The organism is Streptomyces sp. NPDC059895, assembly GCF_042731035.1.
In the GTDB taxonomy this organism is placed as follows: Bacteria; Actinomycetota; Actinomycetes; order Streptomycetales; family Streptomycetaceae; genus Streptomyces.
Genome location: NZ_JBHWKO010000011.1, coordinates 158,681 through 181,123, shown reverse-complemented (window position 1 = coordinate 181,123; position 22,443 = coordinate 158,681). Strand labels below are relative to the sequence as shown.

Annotated in this window: 18 protein-coding genes and 1 tRNA gene; 13 read left to right on the top strand and 6 right to left on the bottom strand. The window is 71.9% G+C overall.

Annotated elements, in window-relative coordinates:
• Positions 1-65: 65 nt before the first annotated feature.
• Both ACFV9M_RS15975 and ACFV9M_RS15970 read left to right on the top strand, forming a co-directional pair.
• Positions 66-1,013, top strand: a complete 948-nt coding sequence (locus ACFV9M_RS15975) for a beta-ketoacyl-ACP synthase III (protein WP_385069097.1) — start codon at positions 66-68, stop codon at positions 1,011-1,013.
• Positions 1,014-1,171: 158 nt separating this feature from the next.
• Positions 1,172-1,849, top strand: a complete 678-nt coding sequence (locus ACFV9M_RS15970; RefSeq protein ID WP_385069098.1) for a GntR family transcriptional regulator — start codon at positions 1,172-1,174, stop codon at positions 1,847-1,849.
• Between the two features lie 208 nt (positions 1,850-2,057).
• Here ACFV9M_RS15970 and ACFV9M_RS15965 read toward each other — a convergent pair whose 3' ends face one another.
• The 4 genes from ACFV9M_RS15965 to ACFV9M_RS15950 all read right to left on the bottom strand — a co-directional run bounded on the left by ACFV9M_RS15965 (position 2,058) and on the right by ACFV9M_RS15950 (position 8,643).
• On the bottom strand, positions 2,058-3,446 hold the full coding sequence (locus ACFV9M_RS15965) for an OFA family MFS transporter (protein ID WP_385069100.1): 1,389 nt from the start codon (positions 3,444-3,446) through the stop codon (positions 2,058-2,060).
• A 123-nt stretch (positions 3,447-3,569) separates the two neighbouring features.
• The gene (locus ACFV9M_RS15960; RefSeq protein ID WP_385069102.1) at positions 3,570-5,714 is read right to left on the bottom strand and encodes an acetate--CoA ligase family protein; all 2,145 of its coding nucleotides are present in this window, start codon (positions 5,712-5,714) and stop codon (positions 3,570-3,572) included.
• A 4-nt stretch (positions 5,715-5,718) separates the two neighbouring features.
• Positions 5,719-6,948, bottom strand: a complete 1,230-nt coding sequence (gene frc / locus ACFV9M_RS15955; RefSeq protein WP_385069104.1) for a formyl-CoA transferase — start codon at positions 6,946-6,948, stop codon at positions 5,719-5,721.
• Positions 6,949-6,960: 12 nt separating this feature from the next.
• Positions 6,961-8,643 (bottom strand): thiamine pyrophosphate-binding protein, encoded by a 1,683-nt coding sequence (locus ACFV9M_RS15950; protein WP_385069106.1) that lies wholly within the window; start codon positions 8,641-8,643, stop codon positions 6,961-6,963.
• Positions 8,644-8,982: 339 nt separating this feature from the next.
• Between ACFV9M_RS15950 and sucC the strand changes: the two genes are divergently transcribed.
• The 10 genes from sucC (at position 8,983) to ACFV9M_RS15900 (ending at position 18,485) form a co-directional block, all read left to right on the top strand.
• The gene (gene sucC / locus ACFV9M_RS15945; protein WP_385069107.1) at positions 8,983-10,113 is read left to right on the top strand and encodes an ADP-forming succinate--CoA ligase subunit beta; all 1,131 of its coding nucleotides are present in this window, start codon (positions 8,983-8,985) and stop codon (positions 10,111-10,113) included.
• Between the two features lie 14 nt (positions 10,114-10,127).
• Entirely contained in the window at positions 10,128-11,024 is an 897-nt protein-coding gene (sucD, locus tag ACFV9M_RS15940; RefSeq protein WP_385069108.1) for a succinate--CoA ligase subunit alpha, read from the top strand.
• Positions 11,025-11,145: 121 nt separating this feature from the next.
• Positions 11,146-12,651 (top strand): aldehyde dehydrogenase family protein, encoded by a 1,506-nt coding sequence (locus ACFV9M_RS15935; RefSeq protein WP_385069109.1) that lies wholly within the window; start codon positions 11,146-11,148, stop codon positions 12,649-12,651.
• Between the two features lie 71 nt (positions 12,652-12,722).
• Positions 12,723-12,807, top strand: a tRNA-Leu gene (locus tag ACFV9M_RS15930).
• Positions 12,808-13,245: 438 nt separating this feature from the next.
• Entirely contained in the window at positions 13,246-14,418 is a 1,173-nt protein-coding gene (locus tag ACFV9M_RS15925; protein WP_385069111.1) for an ATP-binding protein, read from the top strand.
• Positions 14,415-14,816: a roadblock/LC7 domain-containing protein gene (locus ACFV9M_RS15920; RefSeq protein WP_385069112.1), complete on the top strand. Its 402-nt coding sequence runs from the start codon at positions 14,415-14,417 to the stop codon at positions 14,814-14,816. The genes ACFV9M_RS15925 and ACFV9M_RS15920 overlap by 4 nt, the downstream gene beginning before the upstream one ends.
• A complete protein-coding gene (locus tag ACFV9M_RS15915; RefSeq protein WP_385069113.1) occupies positions 14,813-15,190 on the top strand; it encodes a DUF742 domain-containing protein in 378 nt (125 codons plus the stop codon). The genes ACFV9M_RS15920 and ACFV9M_RS15915 overlap by 4 nt, the downstream gene beginning before the upstream one ends.
• A complete protein-coding gene (locus ACFV9M_RS15910) occupies positions 15,165-15,758 on the top strand; it encodes an ATP/GTP-binding protein (protein WP_385069114.1) in 594 nt (197 codons plus the stop codon). Before ACFV9M_RS15915 ends, ACFV9M_RS15910 begins: the two co-directional genes overlap by 26 nt.
• 9 nt (positions 15,759-15,767) lie before the next feature.
• On the top strand, positions 15,768-17,114 hold the full coding sequence (locus ACFV9M_RS15905; RefSeq protein WP_385069116.1) for a cytochrome P450: 1,347 nt from the start codon (positions 15,768-15,770) through the stop codon (positions 17,112-17,114).
• 222 nt (positions 17,115-17,336) lie between these two features.
• Complete coding sequence (locus tag ACFV9M_RS15900) at positions 17,337-18,485, top strand: tryptophan dimethylallyltransferase family protein (RefSeq protein WP_385069117.1); 1,149 nt, start codon at positions 17,337-17,339, stop codon at positions 18,483-18,485.
• Positions 18,486-18,846: 361 nt separating this feature from the next.
• On the opposite strand, the gene ACFV9M_RS15895 is transcribed toward ACFV9M_RS15900, so the two are convergent.
• Together ACFV9M_RS15895 and ACFV9M_RS15890 are read right to left on the bottom strand one after the other, a co-directional pair.
• Positions 18,847-20,133 carry a flavin-containing monooxygenase gene (locus ACFV9M_RS15895; protein ID WP_385074146.1) on the bottom strand — a complete coding sequence of 429 codons (1,287 nt, stop codon included), beginning with the start codon at positions 20,131-20,133 and terminating at the stop codon, positions 18,847-18,849.
• 149 nt (positions 20,134-20,282) lie between these two features.
• Complete coding sequence (locus ACFV9M_RS15890) at positions 20,283-21,278, bottom strand: hypothetical protein (protein ID WP_385074149.1); 996 nt, start codon at positions 21,276-21,278, stop codon at positions 20,283-20,285.
• Between the two features lie 359 nt (positions 21,279-21,637).
• Between ACFV9M_RS15890 and ACFV9M_RS15885 the strand changes: the two genes are divergently transcribed.
• Positions 21,638-22,369, top strand: coding sequence for a DNA polymerase beta superfamily protein (locus ACFV9M_RS15885; protein ID WP_385074151.1), 732 nt, complete (start codon positions 21,638-21,640; stop codon positions 22,367-22,369).
• Positions 22,370-22,443: the final 74 nt, after the last annotated feature.

Below are 22,443 nucleotides of genomic sequence, written 5' to 3'. Positions count from 1 at the left end.
CGTACCCGTGAGTCACTGATCAGACTGGTGCATCCCGCTACCCGAGGCACCGAGGGGATCACCCAATGACTGGCTCGCGCATCGCCGCCGTCGGCCACTACCAGCCCGCGAGGATCCTCACCAACGAGGACCTGGCGGGCCTGGTCGACACCAGTGACGAGTGGATCAGGAGCCGGGTGGGCATCCGTACGCGCCACATCGCCGGCCCCGACGAACCCGTGGACGAGCTCGCCGCGCACGCCGCCGCCAAGGCGCTCGCCACCGCCGGGCTCACGCCCGCCGACATCGACCTGGTGCTGGTCGCGACCTCGACCGCCGTCGACCGCTCACCCAACATGGCCGCCCGGGTCGCCGCCCACCTGGGCGTTCCGAGCCCGGCCGCCATGGACGTCAACGTCGTGTGCGCCGGGTTCACCCACGCGCTGGCCACCGCCGACCACACCGTGCGGGCGGGCGCCGCGAGCCGGGCACTGGTCATCGGCGCCGACAAGATGTCCGAGGTCACCGACTGGACCGACCGCACCACCTGCGTCCTCGTCGGCGACGGGGCCGGCGCCGCCGTGGTCGAGGCCTGTCCGGACGGCGCCGAGCCGGGCATCGCCCCCGTGCTGTGGGGGTCCGTGCCCGAGATGGGACACGCGGTGCGCATCGAGGGACAGCCCGCCCGGTTCGCCCAGGAGGGGCAGAGCGTCTACCGCTGGGCCACCACCCGGCTGCCCCCGCTCGCCCGCGAGGCGTGCGAGCGCGCCGGGCTCACCCCGGCGGACCTCGCCGCCGTGGTCCTGCACCAGGCGAACCTGCGCATCATCGAACCCCTCGCCGCGAAGATCGGCGCCGTGAACGCCGTCGTCGCCCGGGACGTCACCGAGTCCGGCAACACCTCCGCCGCCAGCATCCCCCTCGCCTTCTCCAAGCTGGTCGAACAGGGCGCGATCTCCACCGGCGACCCCGTGCTGCTGTTCGGCTTCGGAGGGAACCTGTCGTACGCCGGGCAGGTCGTGCGGTGCCCGTGAGAGCGGGGGGCCGCCCGCGCGGGGGTCGTGCGGGCCGGTGTGACGAGGACGACTGTCCGCCGGCCTGGCTACAGTGAGCCGTAGACTGTAGACGAAAGACAATCGATACTGGCTTCCCGGCTGCCGGCCCCGGCGCTGCCCAGGAGGGGGACCGACCGATGTTGTCGACAGGACTGCCGCAGGGTGCGGTGCCCAGGCTCGAACGCCCCGGCCCGCTGCGCGAGCGCGTCTACGAAGCCCTGCTCGAACTCATCACCACCCGCGCGCTGCAGCCCGGCCAGCACCTCGTCGAGAGCGAACTCGCCGGCCACCTCGGCGTCTCCCGCCAGCCCGTGCGCGAGGCCCTGCAACGGCTGAACACCGAGGGGTGGGTCGACCTGCGGCCCGCCCAGGGAGCGTTCGTGCACGTGCCCACCGAGGAGGAGGCCGACCAGCTCCTCACCGTGCGCACCCTGCTGGAGGCCGAGGCGGCCCGGCTCGCCGCCGCGCACGCCGACCGGGCCGGCGTCGAGGCCCTGAACGAGCTGCTCGCGCAGGGCATGGGGGCCGTCGCCTCCGACGACGTGGACGCCGCGGTCGCCCTCAACGCCCGTTTCCACGCCAAGGTGATGGAGCTCGCGGGCAACGCGGTCCTCGCCGAACTGGCGGCGCAGGTCGACCGGCGGGTCCGCTGGTACTACACGCCCGTCGCCCGGCAGCGCGGACAGCAGTCCTGGGAGGAGCACCGCGACCTCATCGCCGCCATCGCGGACGGCGACGAACAGCGCGCCACCCGGCTCATGCGCGAGCACACCGAGCACACGCGCCGCTCGTACCACGCGCGCCAGGAGTCATAGCCCGGCGGGCGGGCCCCCGCCCGCCGGGCCACACGCCTCGCGGAGGGGCCCCCGCCCGCGCCGACACCCTTGAGGCGGCCCTCCCCGTGCCCGGGGGAGGGCCGCCTCAGGGGAACGGCCGTGCCGGCCTCAGCCGTACCAGTGGTGGGAAAGGTGCGCGGCGACGGGATCCGCCGTCGGTCCGTCCGCGACGGGACCGTGCGTCAGGTCACGCGGTCTCCTCGCCGAGCGGCTGCGGGTTGGGGACGACCTTGCGGGCCTGCGGCCGGCCCGGGGCCTTCAGGAAGAGCGCCAGCACCGCGGAGGCCAGCCCGATCGAGCCGGCTATCACGAACGCGCCCTCGTAGTCCCACGCGCCGACCACGACCGCGCCCATGCCGGAGCCCACGAGACCCGAGATGAGCTTCGAGCTGTAGACCATCCCGTAGTTGGAGGCGTTGTTGTTCTCCCCGAAGTAGTCCGCCGTCATGGCGGCGAACAGCGGGAAGATCGCGCCGCCCCCGAAGCCGGACACCATGGAGCAGAACAGGAAGAACGGCATGCTGCCCATCTGCCCGGAGACCAGCACCCCGAACTGGGCGGTGCCGAGCACCAGACAGACGATGACCAGCGTGCTGCGGCGGCCGAACCGGTCGGAGATCCAGCCGATCACCCCGCGCCCGGTGCCGTTGACGATCGCCTTCAGGGACATCGCCGTGGCCACGATCCCGCCGGCGAAGCCCATGTCCTTGCCGAACGGCACCTGGAAGGCGATGCCGAAGATGTTGATGCCGGCCGTGCACAGCAGACAGAACCACATCATCCACAGAACGGGGGTACGGGCGGCCTCCTTCGGGGTGTACTGCTTGACCGCCGGCGGGTTCTTCTCCAGCGCCCGGCGGATCTTCGGGTCGTCGGTCATCCGGAGCGGGTCGACGTGCGCGGGCCACCAGTTCTTCGGCGGGTCCTTGAAGAACCAGCCGGCGACGGCGACGACCGAGCAGCAGATCAGGCCCACCGTCACCAGGACGCCCCGGTAGTTGCCCAGGTCCATGTACGAGGTGAACAGGAACACGAAGGGCACCGAGCCGTAGGCGAAACCGCCGTTGACCATGCCGGTCTTGCCGCCCTTGCGTTCCGGATACCACTTGCCGACCATGTTCACGCAGGTCGCGTAGACGAGGCCGGCGCCGATGCCGCTGCACATGCCGAAGCCGATGTAGGCGACGATCACGTGTGGCGCGAACGCCAGCGACAGATAGCCGCAGACGGTGCCCAGCGCGCCGAGCATCATCGCGTACCGCGCGGGAAGCCTGCCGCTCTCCCGCAGCTGCCCGGCGGGGAAGGCGACGGCCGCCTGGAAGAACACCCAGACGCCCATCAGCCAGAAGATGTGCCCGCTGTTCCACAGATGGGCCTCGTGCAGGGTGTCCTCGGCCGAGGTGAACGCGTACTCCGAGGAGCTGATGCCCAGCATCCCCATCCACGGGAAGAGCACCATGGTCCAGCGCGGCCGTCCCATGATGTCCCGGTCGGTCTCGCCGATCCGGTACACCCGGCCGTTGCGGTCCGCCACCTCCCGGTAGGGAAGTGGGGTCGAGAAGTCGGTGGTTGTCATGTGTGTCGCACCCCTTGCGTCGAAAGATCTGGCCAGCGCCCCCTGTCCCATGCCTTTCGTGTGCGCACTGGGTCCCGGGGCCGGCCGACGCGCACCGTCGGCCGGCCCCGCACCGGGATCACGTCATGAACCGCCCCCCAGCAACCCCGCCGCGCGCGCCCACCGGTACTTGGCGCCGAGCACGGCCACCGGCTGCTCGGTCGTGTACGGGTAGGCGACGACGCCCCGCTCGTACAGGTACTGGCAGGCCTCCTCGACCTCCACGTCACCGGCGAGCGACGCCACCACGGGCTTGACGACGCCCCGCTCGCGGAACTCGGCCACCACACGCGCGGTGAGCTCCGCGAAGACCATCGGCGGGGTGACGATGGTGTGCCAGTAGCCGAGGACGAGCGCGTGGACGCGCGGGTCCTGAAGGCCCAGCCGGATCGTCGCCTCGTACGTCGACGGCGGCTCGCCCCCCGTGATGTCGACCGGGTTGCCCGCCGCCCCGAAGGGCGGGATGAACGCCCGGAACGACGCGTCCAGGTCCGGCGGGATCTCCATCAGGGTGAGGCCGTTGTCGGTCACCGCGTCGGACAGCAGCACCCCGCTGCCGCCCGCGCCCGTGATGATCACGATGTTGTCCCCCCGGGGGGTGGGCAGCACCGGCAACGCGCGCGCGTACTCCAGCATGTCGTTCAGGCCGGGCGCCCGGATGACACCGGCCTGCCGCAGGATGTCGTCGTACACGGCGTCGTCGCCCGCGAGGGCCCCGGTGTGCGATCCGGCGGCCTTCGCCCCCGCCGCCGTGCGCCCCGCCTTCAGGACGACGACCGGCTTCCTCGGCACGGTCGCCCGCGCGGCCTCTACGAAGGCGCGCCCGTCCTTGAGGTCCTCCAGGTGCATGGCGACGCACTCGGTGCGCGGGTCCTCGCCGAACCAGGTCAGCAGGTCGTCCTCGTCCAGGTCCGACTTGTTGCCGAGGCCCACGATCGCCGACACGCCCGTCTTCGTGGTCCGCGCGAACCCGAGGACGGCCATCCCGATGCCGCCGGACTGCGAGGTCAGCGCCACCCCGCCCTTGACGTCGTACGGCGTGCAGAACGTGGCGCACAGGTCGTGCCAGGTCGAGTAGTAGCCGTAGATGTTCGGCCCGAGCAGCCGGACGCCGTGCCGTTCGGCGATCGCCACGATCTCCGCCTGGAGCCCGTGCTCGCCGGTCTCCGCGAACCCGGAGGGGATCAGCACGGCGTTCGGGATCCTCTTGCGTCCCACCTCCTCCAGGGCCGCGGCCACGAACCGGGCGGGGATCGCGAAGACCGCCACATCCACCTCACCGGGAACGTCGGTGACACTCTTGTACGCCTTGCGGCCGAGGATGTCGTCGGCCCGGGGGTTCACCGGGTGGATGTCCCCGGCGAAACCGCCGTCGACGAGGTTGCGCATCACCGAGTTGCCGATCTTGCCCTGCTCGTTGGAGGCGCCGATCACGGCGACCGACGACGGCTGCATCAGCCGGCGCATCGAGGCGAGGATCTCCTCGCGCGAGTACGTCCGCCGAGGCTTCGGCACGGACTGCGCGAGGATGACCCGGATGTCGGCGGCGACCGCCCCCTCGGGCGTCGCGATCACCGGGTTGAGGTCCACCTCCGCGATCTCCGGGAAGTCCGCGACGAGTCGGGACACCCGCCGGATCTGCTCGGCGACCGCCCACCGGTCCACGGCCGGCCCGCCGCGCACCCCGCGCAGGATCTCCGCAGACCGGATCGAGTCCAGCATCGACAGCGCCTCGCCGGCGTCCACGGGCGCGAGCCGGAACGTGACGTCCTTGAGGACCTCCACCAGCACCCCGCCGAGCCCGAAGGCCACGACCTTCCCGAACGTCGGGTCCGTCACCGCGCCGACGATGACCTCCTGCCCCCGGGGCAGCAGCTCCTGCACCTGGACGCCGTCGATCCGGGCGTCCGCGTCGTACGCCCGCGCGTTCTCCACGATGCGGTGGAACGCCGCCCGTACGTCCGCGGCCTCCTCCACCCCGACGATCACACCGCCCGCGTCGGTCTTGTGCAGGATGTCCGGCGAGACGATCTTCATCACCACGGGTCCGCCGAAGCGCGCCGCGTACGCCACGGCCTCCTCGACGTCCCGCGCCAGCTCCTCGCCCGGTACGGCGATCCCGTACGCGTCCGCGACCACCTTGCCCTCGGGCGCGGTCAGCGCGGTCCGCCCCTCGGCGCGCACCGCGTCGAGCAGCGCGCGCACCCGCGGCACCCGGTCCTCGGCCATCACGTCAGATCACCCCGTTCGACTTGAGCAGGCGCAGTTCCTCGTCCCCGAGGCCGAGTTCGCCGACGTAGACCTCTTCGTTGTGCTCGCCCAGCAGCGGCGAACCGCTCACCTCGACGGGGGAGTCGGAGAGCTTGAGCGGGCTGCCGACGGTCACGAACTCGCCCCGCTCGGGGTGGGGGACGCGCACCACCATCTCGTTGGCGGCCAGCGACGCGTCCTCGATGATCTCCTTGGTGGACAGGATCGGCCCGCACGGGATGTCGTGGGCGTTGAGCCGCTCCAGCACCTCCCACTTGGGCAGCGTCGAGGACCACTCCTCGATCAGCTGGAACATCTTGTTCAGCTGGGGCAGCCGGGCCTCCGGCGTCGCCCACTCGGGGTCGTCGGCCAGTTCGGGCCGGCCGATGAGCTCGCTGAGCGGCCGCCAGCCGACGGGCTGCACGATGACGTACACGTAGTCGTTCGGGCCGCCCGGCGCGCACTTGACCGCCCAGCCGGGCTGGCCGCCGCCGGACGCGTTCCCGGACCGGGGGACCTCGTCGCCGAAGTCGTCGTTGGGGTACTCGGCGAGCGGGCCGTGGGCCAGGCGCTGCTGGTCGCGCAGCTTCACCCGGCAGAGGTTGAGTACGGCGTGCTGCATGGCCACGTTGACCCGCTGACCGCGCCCGGTGCTCTCGCGCTGGAACAGCGCCGCGAGGATGCCCGCCACGGCGTGGACACCCGTGCCCGAGTCACCGATCTGCGCCCCCGTCGCCAGCGGCGGCCCGTCCTCGAAGCCGGTGGTCGCCATCGACCCGCCCATGGCCTGCGCGACGACCTCGTACGCCTTGAAGTCGGTGTACGGGCCCTCGCCGAACCCCTTGATGGAGGCGTAGACGATCCGTGGGTTGATCTCGCGGATGCGGTCCCAGGTGAAGCCCATCCGGTCGACTGCGCCCGGACCGAAGTTCTCGACCATGACGTCGGAACGCCGGATCAGCTCGGTGAGGATCTCCTTGCCGCGCTCGGTCTTGGTGTTGAGGGTGATGCTCCGCTTGTTGCAGTTGAGCATCGTGAAGTAGAGGGAGTCGACGTCCGGGAGGTCACGCAACTGCCTGCGCGTGATGTCACCGGAGGGCGCCTCCAGCTTGACGACGTCCGCGCCGAGCCAGGCGAGCAGCTGCGTCGCCGACGGCCCGGACTGGACGTGCGTCATGTCCAGGACGCGGATGCCTTCGAGAGCCTTGGTCATGACAAGCGCTCCTCACTTGTACATGGTCTGGTTCATGGTTCCGGGGGCGTACGCGTCGGGGTCGACCCAGACGTTGATCAGCGAGGGCTTCCCGGACTCGCGGGCGCGCCGCAGCGCGGGGCCGATGTCGGCGGGGTCGCGGACCTCCTCGCCGTGGCCGCCCAGCATCCGCGCGAACCGGTCGTAGGGGACGTCGCCGAGGGTGTTGCCGACCCGCTCGCGTTCCTTGCCGTACTTGGCGGCCTGGCCGTAACGGATCTGGTTCATCGAGGAGTTGTTGCCGACGATGCCGACGAACGGCAGGTCGTAGCGGACGAGGGTCTCGAAGTCCCAGCCGGTCAGGGAGAAGGCGCCGTCGCCGAAGAGGGCGACGACCTCCTTGTCGGGCCGCGCCTGCTTGGCGGCGAGCACGAAGGGGACGCCGACGCCGAGGGTGCCCAGCGGGCCCGGGTCCATCCAGTGGCCCGGCGACTTGGGCTGCACGACCTGCCCGGAGAAGGTGACGATGTCGCCGCCGTCGCCGATGTACACCGAGTCCTCGGTGAGGAAGTCGTTGATCTCGCTCACGAGGCGGTACGGGTGGATGGGGGAGGCGTCCGACCTGAGCTGCGGCAGCCGCTTCTCGATCGCGCTCTGCTCGGCCGCGCGCAGCTCGTCGAGCCACTCCTTGCGCTTCGACGCGCCCCCGTCGATCCGCCCGGAGGCCGCCTCGGTCACCGACTTCAGCACCAGTGCGGCATCACCGACGATGCCGAGGTCGATGTCGCGGTTCTTGCCGACGGTCCGGTAGTCGAGGTCGATCTGGACGACGGTCGCGTCCGGCGACAGCCGCTTGCCGTAGCCCATGCGGAAGTCGAAGGGCGTGCCGACGACGACGATGACGTCGGCGTTCGAGAAGGCGTAGCGGCGGGAGAGCTGGAAGTGGTGCGGGTCGCCCGGGGGCAGGGTGCCGCGGCCGGCGCCGTTCATGTACGCGGGGATGCCGAGCGTGCGGACCAGTTCGACGGCCGCCTCGGTGGCGCGGGTCGTCCACACCTGGCTGCCCAGCAGGACGGCCGGCTTCTCGGCGTGCACGAGCAGGTCGGCGAGCTTCTCGACCGCCTCGGGGTCGCCGGGCGACCGGGTGGAGGCGCGGTACGCGCCCGGCCGCGGCACACGGGCCTTCGCCGCCGGCACCTTGGCGTCGAGCACATCGCGCGGGATCTCCAGGAAGGAGGGGCCGGGCGCGCCGTGGTAGCACTCGCGGAACGCCATGGACACCATGTCCGCCGCGCGCGCCGTGTCCGGCACGGTCGCCGAGAACTTGGTGATGGGCGCCATCATGTCGACGTGCGGCAGGTCCTGCAGCGACCCCATCTTGTGCTGGGTGAGCGCCCCCTGACCGCCGATCAGCAGCATGGGGGACTCCGCGCGGAAGGCGTTGGCGACGCCGGTGACGGCGTCGGTGGTGCCGGGGCCGGCCGTGACGACCGCGCAGCCCGGCCTGCCGGTGATGCGCGCGTAGCCGTCGGCGGCGTGGGCGGCTACCTGCTCGTGGCGGACGTCGACGACTTCTATGCCCTCGTCGACGCAGCCGTCGTAGATGTCGATGATGTGGCCGCCGCAGAGGGTGTAGATGCGGTCGACCCCCTCGGCCTTGAGCGCCTTGGCAACGAGATGACCACCGGAGATCACGTCCTGGGTGTCGTCGGGCATGGCGAAGTCCCGTCCCTTCGTAGGGGGGTGGAAGGCTCTCGCGGTACATTGCATACAGTCGACGAATACTGTATGAATCTCGTTATCCCGCATCCGATGGGTGGTGTCCAGGGGGTGCGCGGCACTTTAGGTCGGCTTGACTCCGGCTTTGACTCCGGCTTTTACATCGGCTTTGGCGCCGCTTCGACATCGGCTTCGACGTCGGCTGCGGCGTCGCTCGGGCACCGGCTTCGGCATCGCTCTGACATCGGCATCGGCTTCGGCATCGGCTTTGACATCGGCTTCGGCATCGGCTTCGGCATCGGCTTTGACCTCGCAACCTCGCAGACGGGAGCCGGGATGGACCTGTACGAACACCAGGCAAGGGACCTCTTCGAGCGGTACGGCATCGTGGTGCCGGCGGCCGAGGTGACCGACTCGCCCCGCCGGGCGCGCGAGATCGCCCGCCGGCTCGGCGGCCGCGTCGTCGTCAAGGCGCAGGTCAAGACCGGGGGGCGCGGCAAGGCGGGCGGAGTCAGGCTCGCCGCCGACCCTGCCGCCGCCGAACTGACCGCCCGCCGGATCCTGGGCATGGACATCAAGGGGCACACGGTCGGCACGGTGATGCTGGCCCGGCCCGTCGACATCGACAGCGAGTTCTACGTCTCCTACGTCCTGGACCGCGCGGCCGGCCGCTTCCTCGCCATCGCCTCCGCCGAGGGCGGCACGGAGATAGAGGAGGTCGCCGCGGCCCGTCCCGAGGCCGTCGCCCGGGTGCCGATCGACCCGGCGGAGGGCGTGACCTCGGCGAAGGCGGCCGAGATCGCGGCGGCGGGGGGCCTGCCGCCGCAGACCGTCGACGTCCTGGTCCGGCTCTGGCAGGTTCTGGTGCGCGAGGACGCCCTCCTCGTCGAGGTCAACCCGCTCGTGCGCACCCCGCAGGGGCGGCTCGTCGCCCTGGACGGCAAGGTCACCCTCGACGACAACGCGGCCTTCCGGCACGCCCGCCGGGGCGGCGACAGCACCGGGCCCACCGATCCGCTGGAGGCGGCGGCCGCCGCCAAGGGGCTCCACTACGTCAGGCTCGACGGCGAGGTCGGCGTCATCGGCAACGGCGCCGGCCTCGTGATGTCGACCCTCGACGTGGTCGCCGGCTGCGGCGCCCGCCCCGCGAACTTCCTCGACATCGGCGGCGGGGCGTCCGCCCGGACCATGGCCGACGGACTCTCGGTCATCCTGTCGGACCCGGCCGTGAAGTCGGTCCTCGTCAACGTCTTCGGCGGCATCACCGCCTGCGACGCCGTCGCCGAGGGCATCGTGCGCGCCCTGGACACCGTACGGCCGACCCGGCCGCTCGTCGTGCGGCTCGACGGCAACAACGCGGCCCGGGGGCGGGCGATCCTCGACGCCCACCGGCACCCGCTCGTCGAGCAGGCCACCACCATGGACGGCGCCGCCCGCCGTGCCGCCCACCTCGCCACCGCAGCCTGAGGAGACCGCACACCATGGCCATCTACCTCACCAAGGAGAGCAAGGTCCTCGTCCAGGGCATGACCGGCGGCGAGGGCATGAAGCACACCCGGCGCATGCTCGCGGCCGGCACCGACGTGGTCGGCGGGGTCAACCCGCGCAAGGCGGGCCGCACCGTCGGCTTCGACGAGCGGACGGTCCCCGTCTTCGGATCGGTCGCCGAGGGCATCGAGGCGACCAGCGCGGACGTGAGCGTCGTCTTCGTCCCGCCCGCCTTCGTCCGGCCGGCGGTCACCGAGGCCGCCGACGCCGGGATCGGGCTCGCCGTCGTCATCACCGAGGGCGTCCCGGTCCACGACTCCGTCGCCTTCACGGCGTACGCCACGGCACGCGGCACCCGGGTCATCGGCCCCAACTGCCCCGGCCTGATCAGCCCGGGCCAGTCCGGCGCGGGCATCATCCCGGCCGACATCGCCAAGCCCGGTCGGATCGGACTGGTTTCCAAGTCCGGCACGCTCACCTACCAGCTCATGTACGAGCTGCGGGACGTCGGCTTCTCCACGTGCGTCGGCATCGGCGGCGACCCGGTCGTCGGCACCAGCCACATCGACTGCCTGGCCGCCTTCCAGGACGACCCCGACACCGAGCTGATCGTGCTCATCGGCGAGATCGGCGGCGACGCCGAGGAACGGGCCGCCGCGTACGTCCGCGACCACGTCACCAAGCCGGTCGTCGGCTACATCGCGGGCTTCACCGCGCCCGAGGGCCGGACGATGGGCCACGCCGGCGCGATCGTCTCCGGGTCCTCGGGGACGGCGCGGGCGAAGAAGGAGGCACTGGAGGCGGCCGGCGTGCGCGTGGGCGGCACACCGACCGAGACCGCCCGGCTCGTGCTCGCCGCACTGCCGGCGGAGACGCCTTCGCCCGCGTGACACGGGGCCGCGCTCACCGCCGGCGCCTACCGGCCGGCCGAGTCCTTGCCCTCCCACCGGCCCCTCACCGGCCGGCCCGGTCCTTGTCCTCTCGACCGTGCACCGAGAGCGGAGCATCCCCATGGCCACCACCCCCACCCTCAAATCCGGCACGTCCTGGGCCGACGCCTGGCGCCGCTGCCTCGCCGCGGCGCCTGAGGCCTTCCGCGACGACCGGGTCCTCAACCTCTGGAACGGCACCTGGCAGGCGGACGGCAGGGTGCTGCCCGCCACCAGCCCGGTCGACGCGAGCCCCATAGCCGGCCCGCCCCGCCTGGACGCGGCCACCGCCCACCGGGCGGTCCGGGCCTGCCTGGACCAGCACCGCGCCTGGCGGCACCTTCCCCTCGCGGAACGCCGCGCCCGCATCGCGGCCACCCTGGACGCCCTCGCCGCCCACCGCGAACTCCTCGCGCTGCTGCTCGTCTGGGAGATCGGCAAGCCCTGGCGGCTCGCGCGGGCCGACGTCGACCGGGCCGTCGACGGGGTGCGCTGGTACCTCGACGGCATCGAGGAGATGCTCGCCGGGCGGGCCCCGCTGGACGGCCCGGTGTCCAACATCGCCAGCTGGAACTACCCGATGAGCGTGCTCGTGCACGCGGTACTGGTCCAGGCGCTCGCGGGCAACGCGGCCATCGCCAAGACCCCGACCGACGGCGGTGTCGCCTGTCTGACCCTGGCCTGTGCCCTCGCCGCCCGCGAGGGAGTCCCGGTCAGCCTGGTCAGCGGCGGCGGGGGCGAGTTGTCGGAGGCGCTGGTGCGGGCGCCCGAGATCGGCTGCGTGTCCTTCGTCGGCGGCCGCGACACCGGCGCCGCGGTGGCCACGGCCGTGGCCGACCTGGGCAAGCGCCACATCCTCGAACAGGAGGGACTCAACACCTGGGGCGTGTGGAACTTCTCGGACTTCGACGCCCTCGCCGCGGTCGTCCCCAAGCTCTTCGACTACGGCAAGCAGCGCTGCACGGCGTACCCGCGCTTCGTCGTCCAGCGGGAGCTGTTCGACGCCTTCCTCGCCGCGTACCTCCCGGCGGTGCGCACGCTGACGGTCGGACACCCGCTGGCGGTCGAGCGGCCGGACGACCCCTGCCCACGACTCGACTTCGGGCCGCTCATCAACGCGGCCAAGGCGAAGGAGCTGCGCGACCAGGTGGCCGAGGCCGTCGACCGCGGCGCCGTCCCGCTGTACCGCGGGAGACCCGACGAAGCCCGCTTCCTGCCCGGCCAGGACACCTCGGCCTACGTCCAGCCCGTCACGCTCCTCGATCCGCCGCCGTCCTCCCCGCTGCACCACGCGGAACCCTTCGGCCCGGTCGACACGATCGTCCTGGTCGACACCGAGGCGGAACTGCTGGCCGCCATGAACGCGTCCAACGGCGCCCTCGTCGCCACCCTCTCCACCGACGACCGCGCCACCTACGACCGGCTGGCCCCGCAGATCCGCGCCTTCAAGGTCGGCCACGGCACCCCCCGCTCCCGCGGCGACCGCGACGAGCTCTTCGGCGGCCTCGGCGCGTCCTGGCGCGGTGCCTTCGTCGGCGGCGAGCTGCTGGTGCGGGCGGTCACCCGGGGGCGGCGGATACGCAGGTGAAAGGCACTCCCAAAGCTTGGTATTGTTGTCCATGTCGCCGCGGGGAACACCCGAACGGCGGTAGACACCTGGTCCGGGTGGCGGAATGGCAGACGCGCTAGCTTGAGGTGCTAGTGCCCTTTATCGGGCGTGGGGGTTCAAGTCCCCCCTCGGACACTCATCACTCACCGTGTCGAGTGGATTCCGCTCGGTGAGTACGATGTCGACTGATGGACACGACCCGTATCCGGGATTACCGGATGCGGGTTCTGCCGTTTCTTTCCTCTGCATTTCCTGAGACGAGTCCGTACGTCTCGGTTGCCCCCCGGATGTCGCGGACGCGCGTTTATCGGTTGCCCCGCCGACGGTCGTCGTGACGCCTGTCGACACGGCCGCTGACAGGCCGTCAATGTTCATCTCCCACCCCTATGTTGGCGATCGGTTGCGTCATCGTGTGGTGATACGATCACCGCGCTTGTAGAGCGGGCGGATGGGTGCAGGACATCCCCGACTACGGGGACGGTCCGGGCGGTGACCCCAGTGCGGGCGGTCCGCCGGTCCACCCGCATTGACGGGAATTCAGCAACTGGCCGTCAGTCGCCTGAAGAGAGTCTTATGACTGATTACATACAGAACCCGGTACTCTGGGCTCTCCTCGTCGCCGTACTCGTCGCAGTCGCCATCATTGTTCGTCAACGCAGGGCGACGCGGACGTTAAGGCAGGAGTTCGCAGATCTCCGGAATCGGCACACCGAGCTGGAGAACGGGTACGCGAAATCCGTCGAGGCAGCGCAGGAAAGAGCCGACGAGGCAACGAAAACAGTCCTGAAATCCGCCATGCGGACGCTTCAGGGTCTTGCCGCGGAGCAGCAGTTGATTGTCTCCCGACTGCAGAACAAATACGGCGAGTCGGTCATTCTCCAGGACCTTCTGGAGATCGACCACACGAACTCCCAGTTCGGTCGCCGTGCCCAGTCCATCGCCGTGCTCTGCGACGGCTGGCTGGGCCGCCAGCGCGATGTGGCCTCCGTCTACGACGTGGTCCGCAGCGCACAGGGCAGAATCCGCCATTACCGGCGGGTGGAGATTCTTTCGCAGGTGGACTTCGGCATCACGAGCCGGGCCGTCGAACCGGTGGCCCTGGCCCTGGCCGAACTGCTCGACAACGCCACCAGCTATTCCAGCCCGGACACCGTCGTGGAGATCAACATCCGCACCGTGCCCAAGGGCATCTGCATCGTCGTCGACGACGCCGGTGTCGGAATGAACGACGAGGAGCGGGCCCGCGCCGAGAAACTCCTCTCCAGCGAACGCGTCTCCGGCGTCTCCGGACTCGGCAACCCGCCGCAGTTCGGTTTCGCGGTGATCGGCGTGCTGGCCGAACGCTTCGGCTTCGAGGTGTCCGTGGACTCCTCCTCGCCCTACGGCGGTGTGCGGTCGGTCCTCCTGCTCCCGCACGACCTGCTCACCAACGCGCCCGAGCAGAAGGAACCCGCCGCCCCGGTCGTCACCCACGCGACCCCGGTCCACGGCGGCCCCGAGCCCGCGCCGATGGCGACCACCACCACCGCCGACGGCCTGCCCAGGCGGCGCCGCAAGCGGCCGATGGCCATCGTGCCCGGCAGCGCGTCGAACGCCCCCGCCCCCGCCCGCACCGGCGCGGAGACGGCGGCGATCATGGGTGCCTTCCAGCGCGGCACCCGGTCGGGCCGGGCCACGCATGCGGACCCCGCGGAACAGTCGAGCAGCACACGTGGTGCAAGCAGCGAAGGGCATGAGATCTCGTGAACGACGATCTGTCATGGATGCTGGACAGCGCCCTGGAGATTCCCGGGGCCCTGCACGCCGTCCTGATCTCCGCGGACGGCCTGCTGATGGCCCGCACGCAGGACTTCGAGAAGGACGACGCGGACCGCGTGGCCGCCGCGATGAGCGGTGTGCAGTCACTCAGCCGCTCCCTCGCCTTCTTCTGCGAGGACGCCAGTCAGCGGTGGCGGCAGACGGTCGTCGAGTTCGACGGGGGCTGGGTCTTCCTGATCTCCGCCGGTGACGGCGCCTACCTCGGCGTCTCCGCCGCGCCCGAGGTCGACATGCAGGACATCACCTTCCGGATGCAGCAGCTCGTCGGCCAGCTCGGCAAGGCCCTGACGACCCCGCCGCGCGAGAACCTCGGCGTACGGTCATGACCGGCTACGACGAGCTGGAGCCGCAGACACCGGAGTTAGTGCGTCCGTATGTCATCACCAAGGGCCGCGGACTCCCCGACGAGCAGCAGCTCTCCCTCATCACGCTGGTCACGGCGTCCGCCGACACCCAGCAGCGGCCCACCCGGCTGTCCCCGGAGGAACAGAGCCTGCTCGACCTGTGCTCGGCCGGCTACCTGTCGGTCGCCGAGATCGCGGGGCACACCCAGCTGCCCCTCGGTGTGGTGAAGATCCTTCTCGCCGCGCTCACCGAGGGCGGCTACCTCATCACCCGCCCGCCCGTACAGCGGGCACCCCTCGCCGACCGGGAGATCCTGGAGGAGGTGCTGAATGGTCTCAGGGCCAAGTTTGGATGAGCAGGACTACGTCCGCGGCGGTGCGACGCAGACGGCCGTGAAGATCCTCGTCGTCGGTCACTTCGCCGTGGGCAAAACCACGTTCATCGGGGCGATCTCCGAGATCGAACCGCTGTCCACCGAGGAGACGATGACCCGCGCCGCGGAGTCCGTCGACGACCTCAAGGGCGTCCAGGGCAAGACCACCACCACGGTCGCCATGGACTTCGGCCGCCTCACCATCAGCGACCGCGTCGTGCTGTACCTGTTCGGCACCCCCGGCCAGCAGCGCTTCGTGCAGATGTGGGAGGACATGGCCCGCGGCGCGCTCGGCGCCCTGGTCCTCGTCGACCCCGAGCGGCTCGCGGACTCCTTCGCCGTGATCGACCTGATCGAGCAGTACGGGCTCGACTACGCCATCGCCGTCAACCACTTCGACGGCACCCCCCTGCGGGACGAGAGGGCCCTGCGCGAGGCACTCGACCTGCTCGACGACACCCCCGTCGTCACCTGCGACGCGCGGGACGAGCAGTCGTCGGCCGCAGCGCTCATCACCCTCGTCCGCCACTTGCAGGACCGTGCCCACTAGGAGCTAGACATGGAACGACCCACGGCTCCCGTGCCCCCGCCCGGGTGCCCGGCGCACCACACCGGCGGTCGCGTGCCGCTGTACGGGCCGGAGTTCGCGGCCGACCCGCAGGCCTACTACAGCTACCTGCGCCACTACGGGCCGACGGCGCCCGTCGAACTCTCCCCCGGAGTCGAGGCGACCCTCGTCACCGACTACGCCACCGCGCTGCAACTCCTCCAGGACTCCGCCTCGTTCCGCAAGGACGCCCGCCGCTGGCGGGACTTCAACGAGGGCCGGGTGCCCGCCGACAGCCCGATCGCGCCCGTCCTCGCCTACCGGCCCAACTGCATGTTCAGCGACGGCGCCGAGCACCTGCGCCTGCGTCAGGCGGTCACCGACAGCATGGCCCGCGTCGACTCGCGCAAGCTGAGCCAGAGCACCGAGCAGGTCTCCGACTACCTCATCGCCCAGTTCGGCGGGCGCGGCTCGGCCGACCTCCTCGGCGACTACGCCAAGCAGCTGCCGCTGTTCGTTTTCAACGAGCTCTTCGGCTGCCCCGCCGACATCGGCGACCGTGTCGTCTACGGCATCACCGGCATGTTCGACGGCGTCAACGCCGAGCGGGCGGTCGAGGTGCTGTTCGGGGCGGTCGGCGAACTGGTGGCGCTCAAGCGGGCCAAGCCCGGCGACGACGTCACCAGCTGGCTGATGCAGCACCAGGCGGCGCTGACCGACGAGGAGATGGTGCACCAGCTGGCCCTGCTGCTGGTGGCCGGCAACGAACCGCTGCGCAACCTCATCGGCAACACCCTGCACCGGCTCCTCACCCACGACGCGTACGCCCACCAGGGCGGTCTGATCGACGAGGCGATCGACGACACGCTGTGGGAGAACCCGCCCATGCAGAACCTCGCCCCGCACTACCCGGCGTCCGACATGGACTTCGCCGGCCAGAAGCTCCACGCGGGCGACCTGGTGCTGGTCAGCTTCGCGGCTGCCAACACCGGCCCGGCCCTCACGGCCGCGCGCCAGGCGGGCAGCAACCGCGCCCACCTCGCGTGGAGCGCCGGCCCGCACGCGTGCCCCTCCAAGGATCCGGCACGGCAGATCACGGTGACCGCCATCGAGAACCTGCTCAACAAGCTGCCCGACGTCGAACTCGCCGTGCCCGAGGACAGCCTGACCTGGCGGCCCGGCCCCTTCAACCGGGGGCTCGTCGCGCTGCCCGCCCGCTTCACGCCCGTACAGACCGTGCGCCGGCCCGCCGCCCCGGCCCCCGCCGAGGCTGCCGCGCGCCCCGACAACGCCCAGCAGGAGGGCCGCAAGCCCGAACGCGGTATGTGGAGCCAGTTCCTCAACTGGCTGACGAGGTGATCATCACAACACCTGCCAACCCCGTACACCTGTATGAGTGTTCGACCTCAGGGGTAGTGAGCCATGCGGTAACCCGTGTTGCTCACGAGCTTAAGGAGGTGCCGTGGACCTCATGTCCACCGACGCCGTCTTCATACAACACCCCACCGTGTTGAGCCTCCCGATACCCGCCCTCGCCGGCGGGTATCTTCTTGCCCGCTCCGCGCCGCGGCGGGAGGGCCGGTGACCGCCCGCCGGACCGGCTCCCCGGACGGCCTCGGTACCGACACGGTGGGCGGCCTCACGGCGCGCCAGCTGCTCAGGCTCTGCGACGTCGCGGGACTGGACGGCGCGGACGCCGACCTCTACGCGCGTACGCTGACCGACATGCTGGGCGGCGTGGCCGCGCGGCCGCTGGACCTGCCGCCCGTGACACCGACGTTCCTGTCCGACGACCACACCCCGGTGGAGTTCTCGCTCGCCTTCGTACCGGGCGCGGCGCCGACCCTGCGGGTCCTGCTGGAGCCGGGGTGCGGCGCCGGCGGCCTGGCGCGGAGCGGGCGCGCCGGACTGCGGATCGTCCGGGAGGCGGCGGGACGCTGGGGCGTCCCGACGGACCGCCTGGACGACCTGGAGGACCTCTTCTTCCCGGCCGAGCCCGAGGGCCCGCTGGCGCTGTGGTGCGCGCTGGAACTGCTCCCCGGCGGCGTCCCCCGGGTCAAGGTGTACCTGAACCCGGCGGCCTCCGGGCAGGAACGTGCCGCCGACACCGTACGGGAGGCACTGCGCCGGCTCGGGCACCGGCAGGCGTTCGACGCGCTGCCGCCCAGCGACCGCCACCTGTTCTTCGCCCTGGACCTGGGCGACTGGGAGGAACCCAGGGTGAAGGTCTACCTGGCGCACGACGACCTCACGGCGGCGCAGTCTGGGGCGCTGTCCCGGACGGACGACGACGGTCTCCGTGCCGCGCAGACCGAGGCGTTCCTCCGCGTCGCGGCCGGCCACGACGACGAGGCCGGCCCCGCGGACGGTCCGAGGCCGGTCCGCCGGCCCGTCCAGTCCTGCCACGCCTTCACCGAGACCGCGACCGGCCTGCCCAGCGGCTTCACCCTCTACGTCCCGGTCCGCGACCACGTCCGGCACGACGGCGAGGCCCTGGCCCGTGCCGTGGCCCTGCTCGACCGCCACGGACTGGACTCCACCCCCCTCGAGCGCGCCCTGGCCGCCGTGACCTCGCGGCGGCCGGAGGACGGCGTGGGACTCATCGCCTACCTGGCGCTCGCCCACCAGCGGGGGCGCCCGCCCCGTGTGACCACGTACATCTCCTCGGAGGCGTACGAGGTACGTCCTCCCGCGGGCCTGCTGCCCGCCGTGGCCGCGAACGCCGGATAGGGGCGCGGGGCCAGGACGGGCCCGGGGAGCCGTACGCCGACGTCGCCGGACTGCTCCCCCCGATCCGCACCGACGCCGGATCGGGGGTGACGCCCGCCGCGCGCCCGCCGGCGCCCCGGCCCGCTCACGCGAGGGCACGGCGGGGCGGCGACCGGCCGGCCGGGGGGCGGGACCCCGCGCGCCGGACCGCCCGCGTCCGCCGGATCGCCCGCGTCCGCCCGGTCGCCCGCGTCCGCCGGATCGCCCGCGTCCGCCCGGTCGCTCGCGTCCGCCGGATCGCCCGTGCCCGCCCGGTCGCTCGCGTCCGCCGGATCGCCCGCGTCCGCCCGGCCGCCTGAGTCGGCGCCAGCCGCGCGAGACCTCAGGCCCCGTCGAGCTCCTCCAGGTAGGGCGCCACGTTCACCTGGATCGACGCGCTCTCCGCCTGCCCGTACTGGCCCGCGATGCCGCTCAGGTACGCGGCGATCTCCTTGCGCATGACCTCGGGCTCCGGCAGGACCGCCGCACCCGTGACGATCCGGGCGATCCAGCGCGCCTGCGCCTCCACGAGACGGGTGATGGAACCGTGCGGGCGGACCAGACCGACGAAGTACAGGCCGGGATGATCCGCCGCGACGACCCGCTTGTACAGCTCGACCGAACCCCGCGGCCCGATCGGGCAGCCGGGGGGCAGGAACGGGAAGGCCATGCGGTACCCGGTGCAGTACACGATCGTGTCGGCGGGCACGGAGGTGCCGTCGGTGAAGGCCACCCGGCCGCCGTCGACGAAGTCGATCGCGGGCTTGGGCGTGACCCCGCCGTGGCGGATACGGCTGAGGATCTCGTCCGAGATGGTCACGGCCGAGGAGAAGACCCGGTGGTCCGGTTCGGGCAGGCCGTAGTCCGAGAGCCTGCCCCGGGCGACGAGCAGGGACTGCTCGATCAGACGGCGCTGCTCCTCCAGGGACATGCTCGTCCACCACGGCGCCTCGGCGACCTCGTCGAGCGGCATGCCGAAGAGCTGCTTGGGCAGGACGTGCAGCCCCCGGCGCACGGACAGGTAGGTCCGCGCGGCGTACCGGGAGACGTCCACGGCGATGTCCACGGCGGAGGCGCCGAGCCCGACGACGATGACGTTCCGCCCGGCGTGGTCGCTGCCGTCGCGGTAGTCGATGGCGTGCAGGGCCGTCCCGGTGAACGTCTCGGAACCGGCCGGCGGCGCCGGCAGGGACGGCTCCGTGTTGTGCCCCGAGGCCACGATCACGTGCGCGAAGGCTCGGGAGGCGCGCCGGCCGCCGGAGTCCACGCTGACGACCGTCCAGGAGCCGTCGGCCTCCCGCCGCACGGACTCGACGGCCGTCCGCAGCTCGACGTGGTCGAGGACCCCGGCCCACTCGGCGAACTCGCGGAGGTAGGCCGCCATCTGGCTGTGCCGGGGGTAGACCGGGTACGAGGCCGGCATCGGGTGGTCGGCGTAACCGGTCAGCTGCTTGGTGGTGTTGAGGTGGAGGGAGAGGTAGCCCGGGCCGCGCTCCCCGGCCTGCGGCCGGCGCCAGATGCCGCCGACGTCCGGTGCCTGCTCCAGGCAGACGAAGTCGATGCCCGCGGCCTTGAGGGCGTGTGCCGTGGCCAAACCCGACAGGCCCGCACCGATGAGACACACACTCACGGTTTCCCCCACAGGAAAGACATCATCTTTACCGGACACGCGCAGTGCCTGCCCAACCGGAACTTCGTCCAACCAGCGACAAAGATCACAGGCGGCGGGTGTGCGCGTGCGGGGGGCCGTGAGCGGACGCGTTCAGGGCGGTGCTCGGTTCAGTTGACCCCGCTCGGGGTGGCCTTCGGGGTCCGCCCGGCCAGTACGTCCTCCAGCCGGGGGGTGCCCTGCTCCACGGCCGCCTTGGTGCTGTCGTGGTCGGCGCCCGCGAGTCCGCCGTTGGTCACCGTGATCGCGTCCGTGCCGACGCGTACGGCGGCGACGTCCAGGGTGAGCGTCACCGGATCGCCGCCCGTGGTGCCCTTCACCGTCACCGTCAGGCCCTGCCGGGCGTCGCCCGACTCGGGCAGCGAGGCCTTCACGACCTGGACGGTCCGTTCGCCGCTCTCGCCGCCGGTCACGGTGAACTGGTCGCACGTCTCGGGCAGCGACTCCATCCAGTCCCACGACGTGTCCAGATCGGTCTTCTGGTAGGCGGCGACCTGGTAGAGCAGCCGGGACTCGCCCTCCTGGAACCCGGTGAGCGCCGACGCCCCGGACGGCTCGCCCAGCAGGGTGTCGTCGTAGAGCGCGTCGAGGAGGCGCTGGCAGTCCGCCGCCTGCGCCTTGCCCGTGAGGAAGTCGGCCGTGTCCACCTGCCCGATGAGCAGCGAGTCCCGCCAGCTCGCCGCGTCGTCCACCTGGTTCCAGTCGTCCTCCAGGTCCGCCTCGGTGATCAGCGCGGTCTTCGCGCCGGCCTCGGTCAGGCTCGGGGACGCCGCCGGGGTGGTGGTCTGCCGCGCGAGCGGCCGTTCGGCGACGGGCCGTTCGGCGACGGTCGTGGCGGCGTCCGTCGAGGCCGTCGCGGGATCGTTCCCGCCGGCGCAGGCCGCGGTGGCGAGCAGCGTCCCGGTGGCCACGGCGGCGGCCAGGACACGGGCGGGGCGTGCCGCACGGGCGGCCGTACGCGCCGTGCCGGACGTACGCGGCCCGTGCGCCGTACGGGGCGTGCGTGCCGTACGGGGCGTGCGTGCCGTACGAGTCATGCGTGCCGTACGTGTCGTGCGGGTCGTGGACGTCGCGGGGTCCTGGTGGGACGGGCGGGCGGTGGTCACGAGTGCCTCCTGAAGGCGGGGCGAATGGGGTGAATGGGACGGACGGGTCCGAGGGGTCCGACGGGACGGACGGGGCGGACGGGTCCGACGGGACGGACAAGACGGACGGGGCGAACGGGACGGATCCCCGGCGCGTGCGTGCCCCGGGCTGCTGCCCCCTGCCCCTCCACCGCACCACCGGCCCGCTCGCGCGACCAGCGCAAGGAGCCGGACGGGTGACGCGGGCGGCCGGGCCGCAGGCGGGGCCCGAGGTGCCCCGAGGGGGCCGAAAATGCGAGGTGACCGGTCCGGTGGCCGGGGCATCATGACGGTTCCGCCGCCCGCCCGCGGCGGCGGCCGACCACCACCGGGGGGCTCCTGTGACCGTCCAGAACATCCTGCTGTCCGGGATCGTCGGATCAACCGCCTACGGGCTCGCGCACGCACACTCCGACATCGACCGCCTCGGCCTGTTCGCGGCTCCCACCGAGTCGCTGCACGGTCTGCACCCGCCGAAGGAGTCCCACGTCAGCACGGCGCCGGACCGCACCCTGCACGAAGCCGCGAAGTGGTGCCGGCTCGCCCTCGGCGGCAACCCCACCGTGACGGAACTCGTCTGGCTCCCCGACGACCTGTACGAGGTGCGCACCCCGCTCGGCGACGAACTCCTCGGCATCCGCACCACGTTCCTGAGCGCCCCCCGGGTCCGCGACGCCTACCTCGGCTACGCCACCCAGCAGTTCAGGAAGCTGCGCAGCCGCGGCGACGGCGCCTTCTCCGCCGATGTACGGAAGCGCACCGCCAAACACGCCCGTCACCTCAAACGACTGTGCGACCAGGGCTACCAGCTGTACGCGACGGGGAGACTGACCGTCCGGCTCGACGACCCGGAGAGCTACCACCGGTTCGGCGAGGAGGTGGCCGCGGACTCCGAGGCCGCGCTGCCGCTGCTGCGCCGCGTGGAGGAGGCGTTCGCGCGGACCCGCAGTGTGCTGCCGGAGCGGCCCGACGAGACGGCCGCCGACGCGTGGCTGCGGCGGGTGCGGCGGCACTTCTACGGCGCGGAGGGAAAATCCCGTGCCGTTCCCCACCCGGCCTCCCTACACTCATGACACGACCTGCGCCGCCCACGACACGGGGGCAGCGCGGCACCGCGACGAACGACGAGGGGAGCCCGCCATGCGTG

Coding starts and splice junctions, on each gene's coding strand:
- ACFV9M_RS15975 (WP_385069097.1), top strand. CDS start 66: ATGACTGGCTCGCGCATCGCCGCCGTCGGCCACTACCAGCCCGCGAGG.
- ACFV9M_RS15970 (WP_385069098.1), top strand. CDS start 1,172: ATGTTGTCGACAGGACTGCCGCAGGGTGCGGTGCCCAGGCTCGAACGC.
- ACFV9M_RS15965 (WP_385069100.1), bottom strand. CDS start 3,446: ATGACAACCACCGACTTCTCGACCCCACTTCCCTACCGGGAGGTGGCG.
- ACFV9M_RS15960 (WP_385069102.1), bottom strand. CDS start 5,714: ATGGCCGAGGACCGGGTGCCGCGGGTGCGCGCGCTGCTCGACGCGGTG.
- frc (WP_385069104.1), bottom strand. CDS start 6,948: ATGACCAAGGCTCTCGAAGGCATCCGCGTCCTGGACATGACGCACGTC.
- ACFV9M_RS15950 (WP_385069106.1), bottom strand. CDS start 8,643: ATGCCCGACGACACCCAGGACGTGATCTCCGGTGGTCATCTCGTTGCC.
- sucC (WP_385069107.1), top strand. CDS start 8,983: ATGGACCTGTACGAACACCAGGCAAGGGACCTCTTCGAGCGGTACGGC.
- sucD (WP_385069108.1), top strand. CDS start 10,128: ATGGCCATCTACCTCACCAAGGAGAGCAAGGTCCTCGTCCAGGGCATG.
- ACFV9M_RS15935 (WP_385069109.1), top strand. CDS start 11,146: ATGGCCACCACCCCCACCCTCAAATCCGGCACGTCCTGGGCCGACGCC.
- ACFV9M_RS15925 (WP_385069111.1), top strand. CDS start 13,246: ATGACTGATTACATACAGAACCCGGTACTCTGGGCTCTCCTCGTCGCC.
- ACFV9M_RS15915 (WP_385069113.1), top strand. CDS start 14,813: ATGACCGGCTACGACGAGCTGGAGCCGCAGACACCGGAGTTAGTGCGT.
- ACFV9M_RS15910 (WP_385069114.1), top strand. CDS start 15,165: ATGGTCTCAGGGCCAAGTTTGGATGAGCAGGACTACGTCCGCGGCGGT.
- ACFV9M_RS15905 (WP_385069116.1), top strand. CDS start 15,768: ATGGAACGACCCACGGCTCCCGTGCCCCCGCCCGGGTGCCCGGCGCAC.